Source organism: Streptomyces sp. NPDC048696, assembly GCF_043198895.1.
GTDB lineage: Bacteria > Actinomycetota > Actinomycetes > Streptomycetales > Streptomycetaceae > Streptomyces.
Genome location: NZ_JBICVJ010000019.1, coordinates 59,390 through 77,348 on the forward strand (window position 1 = coordinate 59,390; position 17,959 = coordinate 77,348).

Consider the following 17,959-nt stretch of genomic DNA (forward strand, 5'->3'; position numbering starts at 1 on the left):
GGCGGTCCCTTCTGCGCGGGGTGCCGGGCCAGGAGGGAGCCGCCCTTGTGATTCCCCCCACCAGGCACACATGTCGTGCTGAGGGCATCCTCGCACCTGCCACTGACAACACGCCCGTCACCCACCTTCAAGTGATCTTGAATGGTCGGCTCTCGACGCAAATGTGGCCGCAAAGTGGCTGGTTGCGGACCCCGCCGGAATCGACCGCGCCGCTTCGGTACGGCCGTTCGGCAACCTTCCGTGCGACGGTGACGTCTTTCCTTCGAACAGCCGGAACGTGTGAGCCCGCCCGGGCACAGCCGTCGGCACTACAGTGGGCCGCCTGGGGCACCCGCCCGGGAGGCCCCGGAACAGCCAGCTCAGCCAGACCAGCAGGGAGCGCATGACGTGCGGCCGGTAGGCAGCAAGTACTTGCTTGAGGAGCCGCTCGGACGCGGCGCCACGGGCACGGTCTGGCGCGCCCGCCAGAGAGAGGCCGCGGGCGCCGAGGCGGCCGTGGCCGGCCAGCCCGGCGAGACCGTCGCGATCAAGGTCCTCAAGGAGGAGCTGGCGAACGACGCCGACGTCGTGATGCGGTTCCTGCGCGAGCGCTCGGTGCTGCTGCGCCTGACGCACCCGAACATCGTGCGCACCCGCGACCTCGTCGTCGAGGGCGACCTCCTGGCCCTGGTCATGGACCTGGTCGACGGCCCCGACCTGCACCGCTACCTGCGCGAGAACGGCCCGCTCACCCCGGTCGCCGCGTCCCTGCTCACCGCGCAGATCGCCGACGCGCTCGCCGCCAGCCACACCGACGGCGTCGTCCACCGCGACCTGAAGCCCGCCAACGTGCTCCTGGACGAGCGCGACGGCGCGATGCACCCGATGCTCACCGACTTCGGCATCGCGCGCCTGGCGGACTCCCCGGGCCTGACCCGTACGCACGAGTTCGTCGGCACGCCCGCGTACGTGGCGCCGGAGTCCGCCGAGGGCCGCCCGCAGACCTCCGCCGTCGACATCTACGGCGCCGGGATCCTGCTGTACGAGCTGATCACCGGGCGGCCGCCGTTCGCGGGCGGGACCGCTCTTGAGGTGCTGCACCGCCACCTCAGCGAGGAGCCGCGCCGCCCCACCACCGTGCCCGGCCCGCTGTGGACGGTCATCGAGCGCTGTCTGCGCAAGAACCCGGACGAGCGGCCCAGCGCCGAGAACCTCGCGCGCGGACTGCGCGTCGTCGCGGCCGGGATCGGGGTCCACTCGACCCCGGCGCAGGTCGAGGCGGCCGACGGGGTGGGCGCGCTGCTCGCCCCCGACCCGGCGCCCGCGCCGGTGCCCGAGACCCCGGGCGCGGCCGACCCCACCCAGGTCCTGCCGAACACCACGCGCGCGTACGACCCGGCCGCGCCGACCTCGGTGCTGCCGAACACGGGCGCGGCGGACCCCACGGCGGTCCTGCCGGGCCGGGGCGCCGCCGATCCGACCGCGCTCATGCCGCCCGTACCGCCGGGGCAGCCCGGGGCGCAGGGCCAGGCGTACCACCCGCAGCAGCCCGAGCAGCCGCACCCCTGGCAGTCTCAGCTCCAGGCGGCCCGCGACCGCAACGAGCAGACGCAGGTCGGGTATCTGGACCCCGCCGAGGACCCGCTGCGCCGCCGCCCGCACCGCCAGCAGCAGCCACCGCAGCCCCAGCAGCAGCGCCCGCCGCAGGGCCACCAGCCCCGGCAGCAGCAGTACGCCCCGCAGCAGCAGCCGTACCGCCAGCCGCCGCAGCCGTACGCCCAGCCGCCGCAGCCCCAGCACCAGCAGTACGCGCCCCCGCAGCCGCAGCAGCCCCAGGCTCCCGCGCCGCGCGAGCCCCGCGAGCCGCGCCGCCGCAGCGCGAACCCGATGCACATCCCCGGGCTCGGCTGCCTCAAGGGCTGCCTGTTCACGTTCATCCTGCTCTTCGTGGCCGGCTGGCTGGTCTGGGAGCTGACCCCGCTCCAGGACTGGGTGGCCCAGGGCAAGAGCTACTGGCAGGCGATCGGCGACGCGATCTCCAAGGTCTCGGGCTGGATCGGCGAACTGGGCGGCAAGTCGGGCGGCTGAGAAGGGCGCCCGCAAAACCCCTCGTAAAGCGGTTGTCGCGTGGCCCGGAACGCCCACTTCGTGGATTTGTCGACTTCCAGGGGGTGATTTCCCGCTCGGAAGTGAAGGTTGGCGTCCCGGCCGCGTAGCCTCGGCGTGCACAGCCAGCCGCTGAGGGAGCAGTCTTGGCACGGAATATCGGCAGCCGGTACACCGCCCACCAGATCCTGGGGCGGGGCAGCGCCGGCACGGTGTGGCTAGGCGAGGGGCCGGACGGGCCCGTCGCCATCAAGCTGCTGCGCGAAGACCTGGCCGCCGACCAGGAGCTGGTCGGCCGCTTCGTGCAGGAGCGCACCGCGCTGCTCGGCCTCGACCACCCCAACGTCGTGGGCGTCCGCGACCTCGTCGTCGACGGCAACGACCTCGCCCTGGTCATGGACCTGGTGCGCGGCACGGACGTACGCACCCGGCTCGACCGCGAGCGGCGCCTGGCCCCCGAGGCGGCGGTGGCGATCGTCGCGGACGTCGCCGACGGCCTGGCCGCCGCGCACGCGGCCGGAGTCGTCCACCGCGACGTGAAGCCCGAGAACATCCTCCTGGACATGCAGGGCCCGCTCGGCCCCGGCGGCGCGCACCCGGCCCTGCTCACCGACTTCGGCGTGGCCAAGCTGATCGACACCCCGCGCCGCACCAAGGCGACGCGCATCATCGGCACCCCGGACTACCTCGCCCCCGAGATCGTCGAGGGCCTGCCGCCGAGGGCGGCGGTCGACATCTACGCCCTGGCGACGGTCCTGTACGAACTGCTCGCGGGCTTCACGCCGTTCGGCGGCGGCCACCCGGGCGCGGTCCTGCGCCGCCACGTCACCGAGACGGTCGTGCCGCTGCCCGGCATCCCGGACGAGCTGTGGCAGCTGATCGTCCAGTGCCTGGCCAAGGCCCCCGCCTCGCGCCTGCGCGCCTCGGAGCTCTCCGTCCGGCTGCGCGACCTGCTCCCCCTGGTCGCGGGCATGCCCCCGCTGGACGTGGACGAGCCGGGGTCCGAGGAGCCGGAGGAGCCCCCGTACGAGGAGCCCGCGCCGCCGTCCGGATCGCCCCGCCGGGGCGCCGTGCCGCTGGTGCCGGGCGCGCCCCTGGACTCCAACCGGGACACCCACACGAGCATGCGCGTGCCCGGCCCCGACGAGCTGGCGGGCGGCCCGCTGGGCACGGCCCGCGCCCCCCGCCCGGCCGGAACGCCCCGCCCGGGCTCGGCCCGCCACCGCGCGGACCAGCTGCGCAGACGCCGTATCGTCCTGGGCGCCTCGGCGGCCGCGCTGGCGGCGGCTCTGGGCATCGGCGCCTGGCTGGCCGTCTCCGGCGGCGGCGACGACAAGCCCCCGCAGGACTCCAAGCACTCGACGCCCGCGACGCCGTAGACACCGGGCTCCCGCGCTGTGCCGGGGCACAGGGGGAAACGTCCTTGCGCGCAGCCGTTACGCTGGACCCGTGGCAGTCGTCGATGTATCCGAAGAGCTGAAGTCCCTCTCCTCGACCATGGGGTCGATCGAGGCCGTCCTGGACCTCGACAAGCTGAGGGCAGACATTGCCGTGCTTGAGGAGCAGGCCGCCGCGCCGTCCCTGTGGGACGACCCGGACGCCGCCCAGAAGATCACGAGCAAGCTTTCGCACCTCCAGGCCGAGGTCCGCAAGACGGAGAGCCTGCGCGGCCGCATCGACGACCTCGCGGTGCTGTTCGAGCTCGCCCAGGAGATGGACGACGCGGACACCCTCGCCGAGGCGGAGACCGAGCTGGTCTCCGTGCGCAAGGCGCTGGACGAGATGGAGGTCCGCACCCTCCTGTCCGGCGAGTACGCCGAGCGCGAGGCCCTCGTCAACATCCGGGCCGAGGCCGGCGGCGTCGACGCCTCCGACTTCGCCGAGCGCCTGCAGCGCATGTACCTGCGCTGGGCCGAGCGCCACGGCTACCCGACCGAGGTGTACGAGACCTCGTACGCGGAAGAGGCCGGCATCAAGTCGACCACCTTCGTGGTGAAGGCGCCGTACGCGTACGGCACGCTCTCCGTCGAGCAGGGCACCCACCGCCTGGTGCGCATCTCGCCCTTCGACAACCAGGGCCGCCGCCAGACCTCGTTCGCGGGCGTCGAGGTGCTGCCGGTCGTGGAGTCCAGCGACCACGTCGAGATCGACGAGTCCGAGCTGCGCATCGACGTGTACCGCGCCTCCGGCCCCGGCGGCCAGGGCGTCAACACCACCGACTCGGCCGTGCGCATCACGCACCTGCCGACCGGCATCGTGGTGTCCTGCCAGAACGAGCGCTCGCAGATCCAGAACAAGGCCAGCGCCATGAACGTCCTGCAGGCCAAGCTCCTTGAGCGCCGCCGCCAGGAGGAGCAGGCGAAGATGGACGCGCTCAAGGACGGCGGCAGCTCCTGGGGCAACCAGATGCGCTCGTACGTCCTGCACCCGTACCAGATGGTCAAGGACCTGCGGACGGAGTTCGAGGTCGGCAACCCGCAGGCCGTCCTGGACGGCGAGATCGACGGGTTCCTGGAAGCGGGAATTCGCTGGCGCAAGCAGCAGGAGAAGTAACCGGCGGGAAAGACCGCCGCGTTTTTGAGGCTTTGTCGACAAGGGAACTGCCGCTCACTGAGCGGCAGTTCCCTTGTTTCGTCACAGTTGCAACCCCATGTACCGGACAACTGGTGACATGTGCGACAACGGTCCCTAAACGACCTTGACGTGATTCTTAGGTGTGCGGAAAGGTGGCGCGCGGCATGCGTATATCCGGGGCGCGTGTGACGGGGGCGACGCAAGCGGCCTCCCTCGGTCCCGCGGCCCCCGGGCGCTGCCCCATGACGATTCAGCTACTGGGGGTAGCAGACATATGACGAAGAAGACGCGGCTGCGTGTCGCGCGGATAGCCGCCGGCGCGGTGATCGCCGCCGGCGCGTCCCTGACCGCTGCGGGGGCGGCCTCGGCCGTCGGTGTCGATGTGAACATCGGTGGCCTCAGCGCCAAGGCCGAGGTCAACAAGAGCGGCGTCGGCGTCGGCGTCCAGGGCGAGTCCGACGGCGGCACCGGCACGGTCGGCGGCATCGGCGGTGTCGACACCGGCGGTTCGTCCAGCACGGGCGGCTCGACCGGCGGTTCGTCCAGCACCGGCGGCTCGTCGACCACGGGTGGCTCGTCCACCGGTGGCACCTCGTCCACGGGCGGCTCGTCGAGCACCGGCGGTTCGTCCACCACGGGCGGCAGCACCACGACCGACGGCGGTTCGTCCAGCACGGGCGGCTCGTCCGCGACCGGCGGCTCGTCCTCGACCGGTGGCTCGTCGAGCACCGGCGGCACGTCCACGACCGGCGGCAGCACCACCGACGGCGGTTCGTCCAGCACGGGCGGCTCGACCGGCGGTTCGTCCAGCACCGGCGGCTCGTCGACCACGGGTGGCTCGTCCACCGGTGGCACCTCGTCCACGGGCGGCTCGTCGAGCACCGGCGGCACCTCGTCGACCGGCGGTTCGTCCAGCACGGGCGGCACGTCGTCCACGGGTGGCTCGACCGGCGGCTCGTCCACCGGCGGCTCCTCCACCACGGGCGGCTCGTCCGCGACCGGTGGCTCCTCCACCGGCGGTTCCGCCACCTCCGGCGGCTCCTCCGCGACCGGCGGCACCGGCGGCTCCAGCACTGGTGGCTCCACCTCCGGCGGCACCTGCACCGTCTCCCTGGACGGCGCCAGCTGCCCGGACAACACCACCCCCGACAGCGGTGGCTCCAAGCCGGTCGAGCAGGGCAAGGCCAAGGACGAGCTCGCCGAGACCGGTGCGGGCGAGACCACGTTCCTGCTGGTCGGCGCCGCGACGATGATCGCCGGTGGCATCGGCTTCCGGATCATGCCGCGCCTGGTCGGCGGCCGTAACGTCGCGTAAGCGACACGGACGGTAATCGGCACACAGTGCGAAAGCGGGGCCCGGGGCGCTCTCCAGCACCCCGGGCCCCGCTCACGTACACGCGCGTCCACGTAGACGTAGACGCGTAAAGCTCGCTACACGGTCTGGTGGGCCAGCAGGGCCACCGCCGCCACCAGCAGCACGAGCAGCGTCACCAGAGCCACCGGGCTCAGGCCGCCCCACGGGCCTTCCTGCTGGAGCCGCTCCCGGTTGGCCCGGCACACGGGGCAGCGGCCCTCGCTGACGGGCGCCGCGCAGTTCGCGCACACCAATCGGTCATAGGTCATGCGCTTTCCTCCTCCCGCGCGGCGGAGCCGCTGTATGCACGTACTGCTCCGCACAACGCTCAGGGAAACGCAACCGTTCCCTCTACCACTGTGCCAGCTCCCGCGCGTTTCGGCGCGCCCCGCCCGATTCTGCACCCGCAGGGGAGCCCGGGGAGGCCCCGAAGCGTCCCGTCAACGGGACATAAGGCGCATCCCCGGAACTTCCTCGGACGGTGCCTGCGCGGCCGAGGCCGGTTCGCGTAGTGTCACGCACACCTATTCCCGGCGACCGTGGTGCACCGTGATCCGATTCGACAACGTCTCCAAGACCTATCCCAAGCAGAGCCACCCCGCTCTGCGGGACGTCTCCCTCGACATCGAGAAGGGTGAGTTCGTCTTCCTCGTCGGTTCGTCCGGCTCCGGGAAGTCGACCTTCCTGCGACTCATCCTGCGTGAGGAGCGCGCCAGCACGGGGCAGGTGCACGTGCTCGGCAAGGACCTGGCCCGGCTCTCCAACTGGAAGGTGCCGCACATGCGGCGCCAGCTGGGGACCGTCTTCCAGGACTTCCGGCTGCTCCCGAACAAGACGGTCGCCGAGAACGTGGCCTTCGCCCAGGAGGTCATCGGGAAGCCGCGCGGCGAGATCCGCAAGGCCGTGCCCCAGGTGCTCGACCTGGTCGGGCTCGGCGGCAAGGAGGACCGGCGCCCCGGCGAGCTCTCCGGTGGTGAGCAGCAGCGCGTCGCCATCGCCCGCGCCTTCGTCAACCGGCCGATGCTCCTGATCGCGGACGAGCCGACCGGCAACCTGGACCCGCAGACCTCGGTGGGCATCATGAAGCTCCTGGACCGGATCAACCGGACCGGCACCACCGTGATCATGGCGACCCACGACCAGAACATCGTCGACCAGATGCGCAAGCGTGTTATCGAGCTCGAAAAGGGCCGTCTCGTACGTGACCAGGCGCGCGGCGTCTACGGCTACCAGCACTGATGCGCTGAGCATCGAGCCCGAAAGCACGGAAAGGCTTAACCAGTCGCCATGCGCGCGCAGTTCGTACTCTCGGAGATCGGCGTCGGTCTCCGCCGCAATCTGACCATGACGTTCGCCGTCATCGTCTCCGTGGCCCTGTCCCTGGCCCTGTTCGGCGGTTCGCTGCTGATGCGGGACCAGGTCAACAACATGAAGGGCTACTGGTACGACAAGGTCAACGTCTCGATCTTCCTCTGCAACAAGGCGGACGCCGAGCAGGTCGCCAAGTGCTCCAAGGGCGCCGTCACCGCCCAGCAGAAGAAGGACATCGAGGGCGACCTGAAGAAGCTGGACATCGTCCAGACCGTCACGTACGAGTCGGCGGACGAGGCGTTCAAGCACTACAAGGAGCAGTTCGGCGACTCCCCGATGGCCGGCTCGATCACGCCGGACCAGATGCAGGAGTCGTTCCGGGTCAAGCTCAAGGACCCGGAGAAGTTCAAGGTGGTCGCCACCGCCTTCGCCGGACGCGACGGCGTGCAGTCGGTGCAGGACCAGAAGGGCATCCTGGAGAACCTGTTCGGGCTGCTCAACGGCATGAACGTGGCCGCCGTGCTGGTCATGGCGGTGATGCTGGTCGTGGCGCTGATGCTGATCGTCAACACGGTCCGGGTGTCCGCGTTCAGCAGACGGCGCGAGACCGGCATCATGCGCCTGGTCGGTGCTTCGAGCTTCTACATCCAGGCACCGTTCATCATGGAGGCCGCCTTCGCCGGAGTGCTCGGCGGCATCGCCGCCTCCGGGATGCTGCTCGTCGGCCGCTACTTCATGATCGACCACGGCCTCGACCTGTCCCACAAGCTGAATCTGATCAACTTCATCGGCTGGGACGCGGTCCTGGCCAAGCTGCCGCTGGTCCTCGCGGCGAGCGTCCTGATGCCCGCTCTCGCGGCCTTCTTCGCGCTCCGTAAGTACCTCAAGGTGTGACAAGCGCCCCGGGCGCCGTAGGGGCAACAGCCCCTGCGGCGCCCTCGCGTTGTCCTAGACTCGACGCCATGTCAGGTCCGGACCGCTGTCCCCGGCCCCGCGGAGTCCGCCGCGGGGCGACTCTGACCTTGGTCTTCGTCTCGGTCCTCGCGACCGCCGCCGTGACCGGCTCGCTGCCCCGGGCCGACGGGCGCGGCACCCCGCTGCACGCCCGCCCCGCCTCGGCCGAGGCCCCCACCGGCGACCGCGGCCAGGACGTGGCCCGGGCCGCCGCCGAGGCGCTGGCCGACGGCAAGTCCGCGTCGGCGGCGGCCGCCGAGGTGGTCAGCCGCAGCGGCGACCGGTGGGGCGCGGTGTACGACCCGAGCGCGTTCGAGCAGTTCGAGGACGCCCTCGACGGCCGGTACACCGGCGTCGGCCTGTGGGCCCGGCGCACCGGCGACGGCCGCGTCGAGGTGACCCGGGTCCAGCCCGGCGGACCGGCCGCCCGCGCCGGGATCGAGGCGGGGGACCGCCTCCGTACGATCGACGGCCGCGCGGTCGACCAGCGGCCGGTCACCGAGGTCGTCTCGCTGCTGCGCGGCGACGGGGCCGCCGCCGGCAGCCGGGTCGTGCTCGGCCTGGAGCGGGCCGGGCGCGACTGGGCCCAGTCACTGCGCCGGGCTCTGCTGACCACCGAGGCCGTGACGGTGAGCGAGCTGCCCGGCGGGGACGTGATGATCAAGGTGGCGGCGTTCACCAAGGGCTCGGGCGCCCGGGTGCGCTCGGCGGTCCGCGAGGCCCCCGAGGGCGCGGGCATCCTCCTCGACCTGCGCGGCAACACCGGCGGCCTGGTCGCGGAGGCCGCCTCGGCCGCCTCCGCCTTCCTCGACGGCGGCCTGGTCGCCACGTACGACGTGCGCGGCAGCCAGCGCGCCCTGTACGCGGACCCGGCGCGCGGCGCCGACACCGCGAAGCCCCTGGTCGTCCTGGTCGACGGCGGCACGATGAGCGCGGCCGAGCTGCTGACCGGGGCCCTGCAGGACCGGGGCCGCGCGGTCACCGTCGGCTCGCGCACCTTCGGCAAGGGCTCGGTCCAGATGCCGACCGACCTGCCGGACGGCTCGGTCGCCGAGCTGACCGTCGGCCACTACCGCACCCCGGCGGGCCACAGCGTGGACGGGAAGGGGATCACCCCGGACGTACCGGTCACCGAGCGGGCCAAGGAGCGGGCCGAGACAGTATTGAGTGGCCTCGGGGGCCGGTCGTAGTGCGAAAATGGCCGCACTATGGCTAAGGCAAAAGACAAGGACAAGGGCAGCGGGCGCAAGCTCGTCGCGCAGAACAAGAAGGCGCGGCACGACTACCTCATCATCGACACCTACGAGTGCGGTCTGGTGCTCACCGGCACCGAGGTGAAGTCGCTGCGCCAGGGGCGGGCCTCGCTGGTCGACGGTTTCGTGCAGATCGACGGGCACGAGGCGTGGCTGCACAACGTGCACATCCCGGAGTACGCGCAGGGCACCTGGACCAACCACAGCGCCCGCCGCAAGCGGAAGCTGCTGCTGCACCGGGCCGAGATCGACAAGCTGGAGTCGAAGTCGTCGGAGACGGGTCACACGATCGTGCCCCTCGCCGTCTACTTCAAGGAGGGCCGGGCGAAGGTCGAGATCGCCCTGGCGAAGGGCAAGAAGGAGTACGACAAGCGCCAGACGCTGCGGGAGAAGCAGGACACCCGCGAGACGAACCGCGCCATCGCGGCGGCCAAGCGGCGGCAGCGGGCGTAAATGTCCTGGCGGGCCGCGGGCCGCGTCGCGTACCATGGCTTCAGCGCCGCCCCCCGGGGCGGAGCACATTGTTAACAAAACATGGGGATGATCGGTTTCGACAGCGGATGTCGAAGCAGGGGAAGCGTGTCGAGGAAGCGGCAATGATCTCGTAAACCATATGTCGCAACCAATAATCGCCAACACCAAGCGCGATTCCTTCGCCCTCGCTGCCTAAGTAGCGACTTGCGAAGTGTCAGCCCGGGGGTGATCCCGACCCGGATCCTGGCATCATCAAGGGATCTAAACTTCTGAGCCCGGTCACGGGGCCCAGGAGGAAATCAAACAGTGACTGAGCCCGTCGGAGACTTGTTCGCGTGATCTCCGGGGCTGAGAAAATCGCAGCGAACTGCACACGGAGAAGCCCTGATTCCGCACCGTTGGACGCGGGTTCGATTCCCGCCATCTCCACGAGACGGATGGGCGGATTGTGCTCGCCGACCACGCGAGCAGGATCCGTCTCGTTCCACCTCTGGGGGCATGGCCCCCAGACCCCGTCATCCCATGTGAGGCAAAGGCCCGGCTGCATCAAGCAGCCGGGCCTTTGTCGTACGTACGCGCCCTCACCCGCGCCGCGCCGGGCCCGCCGCGCACGTGAGTGTCGCGAGGGCCGCCGCGCAGGCCGGGGCGAGGTAGGCCGTCGTCGTGCCGGTGTGGTCGGCGAGCCAGCCGCCCGTGGCGGAGCCCGCCGCTATGCCGCCCAGGATCGCGGTGACCGCGAGGGTCATCCCCTCGTTCAACCGGCCCTCGGGCGTGAGCCGCTGGACCAGGGTCATCCCGGTGACCATGGTCGGCGCGGTCGCCGCGCCCGCGAGCAGCAGGGCGCCGGCCAGCACGACGAGCGAACCGGTACCGGCCGCGAGCAGCGGCAGGCACATCAGCGCCGTCATCGCGGCCGTGCAGGCGAGCAGCCGCCGGGACACCGCACGCGCGGGGCGGACCGACCCGTACACCAGGCCCGCCACGCACGACCCGGCCGCCTGGAGCGCCAGCACCGCGCCCCCGGCCGAGCCGTGTCCGAGCCGGTCGGCGTAGGCGAGCGTGACCACCTCCATCGCGCCGAACACCGCGCCGGTGGCGAGGAAGACGGCGAGCAGCGCGGGCAGCCCGGGGGAGCGCAGCGGGGAGGGCGCGCGGCCGGCGCGCGCGGCCACCGGCGGTTCGGTGGAGCGCTGGGCCGCGAAGATCAGCATGCCGGTCATCAGCAGGACCACTCCGGTGAGCGTGCCCGCCTCCGGGAACAGCGCGGTGCACAGGAACGCGGCCGCCACCGGGCCGAGCATGAAGCACAGCTCGTCCACGGCCTGTTCGAAGGAGTTGGCGGTGTGCTGGGCCGCCGGGTCGCCCCGGTGGACGTGCGCCCAGCGCGCCCGGGACATCCCGCCGGTGTTGGGAGTGGTGGCGGTGGCGGCGTACGCGGCGAACAGGGTCCAGTCGGGCGCGTCCAGGCGTACACAGAGCAGCAGGGCCAGCGAGCCGAGCGCGGCGATCGCGGTGGCGGGCACGGCGACCCGGGCCTGGCCGAGCCGGTCGACCAGCCGGGCCGTCCAGGGCGCGACGATCGCGGTGGCGGCGAGGCCGGTGGCGGTGACGGCCCCGGCCAGGGCGTACGAGCCGCGCGACCCGGCGATCATGATCACGGCGCTGACGCTGAACATGCCCATCGGGAGCCGGGCGACGAGGTTGCCGAGCGTGAAGGCACGGGCGCCGGGGACGGCGAAGAGGCGACGGTAGGGGTCGGCCCGGCGGACGCGTGTCCGGGGGCGGCTCTTCTCGTACGGGCGCTTCTCCCCGTACTCCCGGTACGAGACCGGCTCGGTGTACGGAACCGGCTCGGCGAGGACGAGCGTGGAGCCCGACATGGTCATCAGTTGCGGCATGGGAAGAGCCTCGCCGCAGGGGTGTTGGGGCGTCCAACACCTGATCCGGGCCCATTCACGCACTTCTGTTGTCAACGGCTCTGCGGTTGACTTGGCGGGTGCCCCAGGACATCGACCCCCGACTGCTGCGCGCGTTCACCGCGACCGCCGAGGAACTGCACTTCACCCGCGCCGCCGCCCGGCTCTTCGTCGCCCAGCAGGCGCTCAGCCGGGACATCCGGCGGCTCGAACGGGAGCTGGGCGCCGAGCTGTTCGTGCGGACCACGCGCGCGGTGGAGCTCACCGCCGACGGCACGCGGCTGCTGCCGCACGCCCGGCGGGTGCTCGCCGCCCACGACGAACTCCGCGCCGCCTGGGCCGCGGATGCCCGCCCGCTGATCGTCGACATCGGCGCGCCGGTCGGCACCGGCCACCGGGTGCTGACCCGGGCCCGGGAGGCGGCGCCCGGCTCCGAGTTCGTCGTGCGGTATCTGACCGGGCTCACCGGGGCGGCGGCCGACATCCTGGCGGGCCGGGTCGACGTCTCGTTCGGCCGGGTCGCGGGCCTGGAGCCGTCGGTGCTCGCGGGTCTGGCCCATCAGCCGGTGCGCTACGAGCGGATGGCGGTGCTGCTGCCCGACGACCACCGGCTCGCGGGCCTGGCGGAGGTGCCGGTCGACACGCTGAAGGGCGAGACGCTGTACGCGGGCGTGGGTAATCCGGCCACCGCCGAGTGGACCGACCTGGCGGCGCGGCTGTTCGCCGGGCGCGGGGTGGAACTGGCCCCGCCGTTCCCGGAGATCTCCGGCGAGGAGGAGTTCGCCCGGGTGGTGCGCGGGCGCGGCTGGTCGGTACTGGCCAGTATGGACTTCGTCGCGATACCCGGGATGACGCTCCGTCCGCTGACCGCTCCCGTACCGCTGTCACCGGTGTCGCTGGTGTGGCGCAAGGGGCTGCGGCACCCGGGTCTGGAGGCGCTCCGGGAGGTCGCCAACCGTATGCAAACGGCAAATGGTTGGCTGGAAATCCCCCAGAAAAGTTGGCTTCCTGACGTCGATCTGTCGCTCATGTCCCAGTGATGCCGATCTGGTGCCTTCCACAGGATGAACAGCACTTGGCGTACGAACACGGGTGACACTGGGGTGCGCTACATTCATCCCCCGGGTGCGGTGTGGTAGTGGGGGCGCGCGGAGCGGATGTGGTCCGGTCCTGCTGCGATGCCCGCCGAGTCGTGCGCGCAACCCGCGAATCATCCAGGTGGGAAGTGCGTACGCAAAGTGGACAATTGGCGAAATGAAGCCCCTCCGGGGCAGCAGCCCGGAGACCGGTTCGAGAAGCCCCGTGGCCCGCTCGACGACATGACCATGGAACTGAGCGTCCCCAAGGGCCAGTTCGGCGCCCCGGCGACGGAGCCGAAGCCGACACCGACGGCCGACCCGGGCCCGGCGACCAAGCCGGTGCCCATGGCGAAGCCCGTACCGACGGCTGACCGGGAACCGGCGACGAAGCCGGTGCCGACGGTCGACCGGGAAGCGACGACGAGGCTGGTGCCGTTGGCGAAGCCGACGGCGGTCGCGAACAAGGCATCCGTGACGCAGCCGGTGCGGGTCCCGAACCAGGGCGCCGTCACGCAGCCGGTCCGGGTCACGGACCAGACCCCGACTACCCGGCCGGTGCCGGTGCAAAACCAGGCGCCCGCGACGAGGCCGACGCCGGTCGCGAACCCGGCATCCGCGACGCGGCCGGTGCCGCTCGCGAACCCGGCCCCCGCGACGCAGCCGCTGTCGATGTCGAAGACGAGCCACGGCCCGGCGACGGAGCCGATACCTACGGTGCGGAACGTTCCGTTCGCGAATCAGGCGCCGGTTGCGAATCCAGCTCCGGTTGCGAACCCGGCGCCGTTCGCGAACCCGGCTCCGTTCGGCGATCCGGCTTCCGCCTCGAACCCGGCCCCCTTCGCCGATCCGGCTCCCGTCCCCAACCTCGGGCCCATCCAGGCCGCCGAGGCCGACGGACCCGTGTTCGTCGACGAGAGCGGACGCCGGGGCAAGAACCTGCGCCGGCTCGGCTGGCTCTTCGGCCTGGCCTGCGCCTGCTACGCCGTGATGCTCGTCGCCAGCCTGCTCGGCGGCAGCTCCCGCGCGCCCTGGCTCGGCATACCGGGCCCGGCCGCCAAGGACAAGAGACCCGCGACCGTCAAGGTCACGCCCGCCCCCACTGATTCCGCCGCCACCCACCCGGACGTCCCCGGAGCCACCCCGCACGCCTCCGCCAAGGGCAGGACACACCCGAAGCCCGGCGCTTCCAAGGCCACCCCCAAGCCCGGCAAGTCCGGCCGCCCCGGCAAGTCCACGGCCACCCCGCACCCCGGCGCCTCGCAGACCGCGAAGCCGACGGGTGGCCACTCGGCAGGTCCGGGCCTCCCCACCGGTCCCACCGGCAGGCCCACAGGTCTGTCGTGGCCGACTCCGTACACTGGAGCCAGCACGTGAACGCCCGCCGTACCCCTGGACGTCGCAGACTGCCGATGCGCTATCTGCTGCCCCTGCTCTTCCTCGTCGCGCTCTTCGCGATGCTGATGCTGCGCGGCTACGTCCACAACGAGATCCTCGCCGACCACCGAATACGTCCGGACGCGGCCACCGACCAGGTGCCCGACCGCATCCTGGACGGCGGCCCGGTCATCGACGCGCGCGGCCCCGGCAAGCCGACGAGCCTCGACATCCCCAAGCACAAGCTCGTGCTCACCTTCGACGACGGCCCGGACCCCACCTGGACCCCGAAGGTGCTCGACGCGCTGAAGAAGTACCACGCGCACGGCGTCTTCTTCGTGACCGGCGCCAACGCGGCCCGCTACCCGGACCTGATCAAGCGGATGGTCGACGAGGGCCACGAGGTCGGCCTGCACACCTTCAACCACCCCGACCTCTCCTACCAGTCGCACGCCCGTATCGACTGGGAGCTCGCGCAGAACCAGCTCGCCCTCGAAGGCGCCGCGGGCATCCGCACCTCGCTCTTCCGGCCGCCCTACTCGTCGTTCGCGGACGCGATCGACGACAAGAACTGGCCGGTGATCAAGTACGTCGGCAGCATGGGCTATATCACCGCCCTCGACTCCACCGACAGCGAGGACTGGCAGCGCCCGGGCATCGACACGATCATCAAGAACGCGACGCCGAAGCACGGCAAGGGCGCCATCGTCCTGATGCACGACTCCGGCGGCAACCGCTCGCAGACCGTGGCCGCGCTGGACACCTTCCTGCCCAAGCTCCAGGGCAAGGGCTACACGTTCGTGAACCTCACCGAGGCGCTGAACGCCCCGAGCGCGCACACCCCTGTGACCGGCATGGACCTGTGGAAGGGCAAGGCGTTCGTCTTCGCCGTCCAGGCCGCCGAGCACACCACCGACGTCCTGGTGGGCGGACTCGCCGTGATCGGCGTGCTGGTCTTCGCCCGGTTCGGCCTGATGCTGATCCTGTCGTTCCTGCACGCCCGCAAGGTCCGTAAGCGCGGCTTCCGCTGGGGCCCGGAGGTCACCGAGCCGGTCTCGGTGATCGTCCCCGCGTACAACGAGCGCGAGTGCATCGCCAACACCGTGCGCTCGCTGATGGCGAGCGACCACCCCATCGAGGTCCTGGTCGTCGACGACGGCTCCACCGACGGCACCGCGGACATCGTCGAGGCGATGCGACTGCCGAACGTCCGGGTGATCCGCCAGCCCAACGGCGGCAAGCCGTCCGCGCTCAACAACGGCATCCGGCACGCCCGTTACGACATCGTCGTGATGATGGACGGCGACACCGTCTTCGAGCCGAACACCGTACGCGAACTGGTGCAGCCGTTCGGCGACCCCAAGGTCGGCGCGGTCGCGGGCAACGCCAAGGTCGGCAACCGCGACTCGCTCATCGGCGCCTGGCAGCACATCGAGTACGTGATGGGCTTCAACCTGGACCGCCGGATGTACGACGTGCTCGGCTGCATGCCGACCATCCCCGGCGCGGTCGGCGCCTTCCGCCGCACCGCCCTGGAGCGGGTCGGCGGCATCAGCGAGGACACCCTCGCCGAGGACACCGACGTCACGATGGCCATGCACCGCGACGGCTGGCGCGTGGTGTACGCGGAGAACGCCCGCGCCTGGACCGAGGCCCCGGAGACCGTCCAGCAGCTCTGGTCCCAGCGCTACCGCTGGTCGTACGGAACGATGCAGGCGATCTGGAAGCACCGCCGCGCGGTCTTCGAGCGCGGCCCGTCCGGCCGTTTCGGCCGCGTGGGCCTGCCGCTGGTGTCCCTGTTCATGGTCCTGGCCCCGCTGCTCGCCCCGCTGATCGACGTCTTCCTCCTCTACGGCATCGTCTTCGGCCCGACCCAGAAGACGATCCTGGCGTGGCTCGGCGTGCTGCTGATCCAACTGGTCTGCGCGGCCTACGCGTTCCGCCTGGACCGCGAACGCCTGACCCACCTGGTCTCGCTCCCGCTCCAGCAGATCCTCTACCGCCAGCTGATGTACGTGGTGCTCCTCCAGTCCTGGATCACCGCCCTCACCGGCGGCCGCCTGCGCTGGCAGAAGCTGCGGCGCACGGGCGTCGTCGAGGCGCCCGGAGCGCAGCCCAAGCAGCGCCGCGCCGCCGAGACCCAGGACCGGAGGCCCGTCGCATGACCGTGCCCGTACCCCAGCCGTACATCGAGGTGCCCGAGGCCGTGGCGGCGCCGGCCGGGGCGAAGCCCAAGGCGGCGTCCGGCCGGGACCGCTATCTGGACCTGCTGCGCTCGCTCGCGCTTGTCCGGGTGGTCGTCTACCACCTGTTCGGCCTCGCCTGGCTGTCCATCGTCTTCCCGTCCATGGGCGTGATGTTCGCGCTCGCCGGATCGCTCATGGCGCGCTCGCTGAGCCGGCCCGCCTGGAGCGTCATCCGCGGCCGGCTGCGGCGTCTGCTGCCGCCCATGTGGGCGTTCGGCGCGATCGCCCTGACCGGGATGTTCGCGGCGGGCTGGAAGCCGGACAAGGCGCAGGGCCTGTGGTGGTGGGCCAAGCTGTTCAACTACGTGGTGCCGTTCGGCACTCCGCCGTTCCCGTGGTCGGTCGGCCACAAGGACGGCCTCCTTGAGCAGACCTGGGCCGTCCAGGCGGCCGAGCCGCTCTGGTACCTGCGGGCCTACCTGTGGTTCGTGCTGGCCTCGCCGCTGCTGCTCAAGCTGTTCCGCAAGGTGCCCTGGGCGGTGCTCGCCGCCCCGCTCGCGCTGACGGCGGTCCTCGGTACGGGCCTGGTCACCATCCCCGGCGACACCGGCTCGGTGATCACCGACTTCGTCACGTACGCGGCCTGCTGGGTGCTCGGCTTCGCGCACCACGACGGCCTGATCCAGCGGATGCCGCGCTATCTGCTGGTGTCCTGCTCGGCGATGGTGATGGCGTTCGGCCTGTGGTGGGCCTCCGGGCATCCGACCAAGGACGGCTGGGACCTCAACGACATCCCGCTCGCCCAGGCCACCTGGTCCTTCGGCTTCTGCGCGATCCTGCTGGCGTACTCCCCGTCCTGGCGGGAACTGCCCGGCAGACTCGCCCGCTACGACCGGCTCGTGACGCTCTCCAACAACCGGGCCGTCACGATCTACCTCTGGCACAACTTCCTGATCGCCCTGGCGGTCCCGATCCTCGACCAGCTGTGGAACATCCCGTACCTCGGCACCCACTTCGACAGCTTCTTCACCCAGACCTACGACGAGTGGATGTTCGTCCTGGTGTGGCCGCTGATCGGCGTGATGATCCTGTCGACGGGCTGGATCGAGGACGTGGCCGCCAAGCGCAGCCCCAGACTGTGGCCGGACGGCCGCTCCCGGGGACGGAAGCGGCGCTGAGCGCCTGAGAGACGAGGAGGGGCCCGGACGCGATGTCCGGGCCCCTCTTCTCGCTTGGTCGACGGGGCCCGCTCCGGCCCCCCTCCGTTCGACTGCGGATCGCGCCGTCCGCCACGCCCCCACCCCCCGCCCTACAGTCGGTCGCACCCTCACCGCACTCCCCGTCCCCTCGTGAACACAAGGTTGCCCGGCGGTCACGCGGCGGCACGGGGGTGAAACCC

14 protein-coding genes and 1 other RNA gene are annotated in these 17,959 nt (G+C 71.5%); 13 read left to right on the top strand and 2 right to left on the bottom strand.

What is annotated here, in order from left to right; all coding sequences use genetic code 11:
* Positions 1-387: 387 nt before the first annotated feature.
* The 4 genes from ACGFRG_RS31010 (at position 388) to ACGFRG_RS31025 (ending at position 5,974) form a co-directional block, all read left to right on the top strand.
* A complete protein-coding gene (locus tag ACGFRG_RS31010) occupies positions 388-2,067 on the top strand; it encodes a protein kinase (RefSeq protein ID WP_393269259.1) in 1,680 nt (559 codons plus the stop codon).
* Between the two features lie 164 nt (positions 2,068-2,231).
* A complete protein-coding gene (locus tag ACGFRG_RS31015; protein ID WP_393269262.1) occupies positions 2,232-3,464 on the top strand; it encodes a serine/threonine-protein kinase in 1,233 nt (410 codons plus the stop codon).
* A gap of 70 nt (positions 3,465-3,534) precedes the next feature.
* Positions 3,535-4,638 (top strand): peptide chain release factor 2, encoded by a 1,104-nt coding sequence (gene prfB / locus ACGFRG_RS31020; RefSeq protein ID WP_361430373.1) that lies wholly within the window; start codon positions 3,535-3,537, stop codon positions 4,636-4,638.
* A 295-nt stretch (positions 4,639-4,933) separates the two neighbouring features.
* Positions 4,934-5,974: a hypothetical protein gene (locus tag ACGFRG_RS31025; RefSeq protein WP_361430374.1), complete on the top strand. Its 1,041-nt coding sequence runs from the start codon at positions 4,934-4,936 to the stop codon at positions 5,972-5,974.
* Between the two features lie 116 nt (positions 5,975-6,090).
* On the opposite strand, the gene ACGFRG_RS31030 is transcribed toward ACGFRG_RS31025, so the two are convergent.
* Positions 6,091-6,282, bottom strand: a complete 192-nt coding sequence (locus tag ACGFRG_RS31030; RefSeq protein WP_361430375.1) for a hypothetical protein — start codon at positions 6,280-6,282, stop codon at positions 6,091-6,093.
* 280 nt (positions 6,283-6,562) lie between these two features.
* On the opposite strand from ACGFRG_RS31030, the gene ftsE reads away from it, so the two are divergent.
* The 5 genes from ftsE (at position 6,563) to ssrA (ending at position 10,437) form a co-directional block, all read left to right on the top strand.
* On the top strand, positions 6,563-7,252 hold the full coding sequence (gene ftsE, locus ACGFRG_RS31035) for a cell division ATP-binding protein FtsE (protein ID WP_361430376.1): 690 nt from the start codon (positions 6,563-6,565) through the stop codon (positions 7,250-7,252).
* A gap of 48 nt (positions 7,253-7,300) precedes the next feature.
* The gene (gene ftsX, locus ACGFRG_RS31040) at positions 7,301-8,218 is read left to right on the top strand and encodes a permease-like cell division protein FtsX (RefSeq protein WP_361430378.1); all 918 of its coding nucleotides are present in this window, start codon (positions 7,301-7,303) and stop codon (positions 8,216-8,218) included.
* Between the two features lie 68 nt (positions 8,219-8,286).
* The gene (locus ACGFRG_RS31045) at positions 8,287-9,468 is read left to right on the top strand and encodes a S41 family peptidase (RefSeq protein WP_393269268.1); all 1,182 of its coding nucleotides are present in this window, start codon (positions 8,287-8,289) and stop codon (positions 9,466-9,468) included.
* An 18-nt stretch (positions 9,469-9,486) separates the two neighbouring features.
* Positions 9,487-9,984: an SsrA-binding protein SmpB gene (gene smpB, locus ACGFRG_RS31050; RefSeq protein WP_361430381.1), complete on the top strand. Its 498-nt coding sequence runs from the start codon at positions 9,487-9,489 to the stop codon at positions 9,982-9,984.
* A gap of 83 nt (positions 9,985-10,067) precedes the next feature.
* Positions 10,068-10,437: a transfer-messenger RNA gene (ssrA, locus tag ACGFRG_RS31055) on the top strand.
* A 149-nt stretch (positions 10,438-10,586) separates the two neighbouring features.
* Here the strand turns inward: ssrA and ACGFRG_RS31060 are convergent.
* The gene (locus tag ACGFRG_RS31060) at positions 10,587-11,903 is read right to left on the bottom strand and encodes an MFS transporter (RefSeq protein ID WP_393269271.1); all 1,317 of its coding nucleotides are present in this window, start codon (positions 11,901-11,903) and stop codon (positions 10,587-10,589) included.
* A gap of 98 nt (positions 11,904-12,001) precedes the next feature.
* Between ACGFRG_RS31060 and ACGFRG_RS31065 the strand changes: the two genes are divergently transcribed.
* From ACGFRG_RS31065 to ACGFRG_RS31080, 4 genes are all read left to right on the top strand, one after another.
* A complete protein-coding gene (locus tag ACGFRG_RS31065) occupies positions 12,002-12,961 on the top strand; it encodes a LysR family transcriptional regulator (protein ID WP_361430385.1) in 960 nt (319 codons plus the stop codon).
* A gap of 279 nt (positions 12,962-13,240) precedes the next feature.
* Positions 13,241-14,374 carry a hypothetical protein gene (locus ACGFRG_RS31070; RefSeq protein WP_393269275.1) on the top strand — a complete coding sequence of 378 codons (1,134 nt, stop codon included), beginning with the start codon at positions 13,241-13,243 and terminating at the stop codon, positions 14,372-14,374.
* Between the two features lie 35 nt (positions 14,375-14,409).
* The gene (locus ACGFRG_RS31075; protein WP_393269369.1) at positions 14,410-16,539 is read left to right on the top strand and encodes a bifunctional polysaccharide deacetylase/glycosyltransferase family 2 protein; all 2,130 of its coding nucleotides are present in this window, start codon (positions 14,410-14,412) and stop codon (positions 16,537-16,539) included.
* Entirely contained in the window at positions 16,536-17,738 is a 1,203-nt protein-coding gene (locus ACGFRG_RS31080) for an acyltransferase (protein WP_361430387.1), read from the top strand. Before ACGFRG_RS31075 ends, ACGFRG_RS31080 begins: the two co-directional genes overlap by 4 nt.
* Positions 17,739-17,959 lie beyond the last annotated feature (221 nt).